Source organism: Lactobacillus delbrueckii subsp. delbrueckii DSM 20074 = JCM 1012 (assembly GCF_001433875.1).
GTDB classification, from domain to species: Bacteria; Bacillota; Bacilli; order Lactobacillales; family Lactobacillaceae; genus Lactobacillus; species Lactobacillus delbrueckii.
In genome coordinates, this window is the sequence record NZ_AZCR01000119.1 from 1 (window position 1) to 930 (window position 930).

The window sequence follows — 930 nt, forward strand, 5'->3', positions numbered from 1 at the left end:
TTTTGTGCTCTGATCCAGTGAAAACGATTTTTCTTACTGGATCGGAACAGTGTTCAGTTTAATTTTACAATCGGCGAAAAATAAAAATTAGCCGCTAAGGCAGACAACATGGTCCCAATACTGAATTTGGGCCATGTTTTTTATCCATAAGTTTCAGTTAAAAGCACAAGCAAATTTCAAGGATCTTTGGTAGAGTAGAGAGGTAATAGAGAAGGAGTGAGGAACAAACATGAGCATTTACGGTAAGTACGCCGATTATCTTCCACAGATCCTGGATTCTGTTTTGCAGCAAATCCAAGGCATCGGTCAGGAGTATAGTGCAAAACACGGGCAAAAGCTATACGAGTACCTGAAAGGTCGCGTCAAAGGCGAAGAAAGCATGACGCAAAAGTGCGAAAGAAAAGGTTTACCGCTGACGCCAGAGTCTGCATTGATTGAAAACCGGGATGCGATTGGCCTCAGAATCGTCTGCAACTTTATTGACGATATCTACACTTGCATTGACTTGTTGAAGAAGCAGGACAACTTCAAGATCATTAATGAAAAAGACTACATTACCGATGCTAAGCCAAACGGCTACCGGTCATACCACTTGATCATAGAAGTAGTCACTCCCTTTGAAGACGTCCATGGCAACAAGCCTGGCACCTACTACGTTGAAATCCAGCTGCGGACAATTGCCATGGATACTTGGGCCAGTCTTGAACACGAAATGAAGTACAAGCAAGACATCAAGAATCCTGAACGTATCAGTAAGGAACTCAAGCGGGTTGCTGACGAACTGGCATCTTGCGATGTAAGTATGCAAACAATTCGCCAACTGATCAAGGAAGGGTAACTATGAAAATTCTGGTTCAGTATAAATTCTTGTGTAAATAGAAAATAGGCAACAAAAAAGAAGGGTTGTCCCTTACAATGTTAATAACGACA

At 41.8% G+C, this 930-nt stretch carries 1 protein-coding gene; it reads left to right on the top strand.

Annotated elements, in window-relative coordinates; genetic code table 11:
- Window positions 1–229 precede the first annotated feature (229 nt).
- Complete coding sequence (locus FD23_RS08700; protein ID WP_025895655.1) at window positions 230–838, top strand: GTP pyrophosphokinase; 609 nt, start codon at window positions 230–232, stop codon at window positions 836–838.
- Window positions 839–930 lie beyond the last annotated feature (92 nt).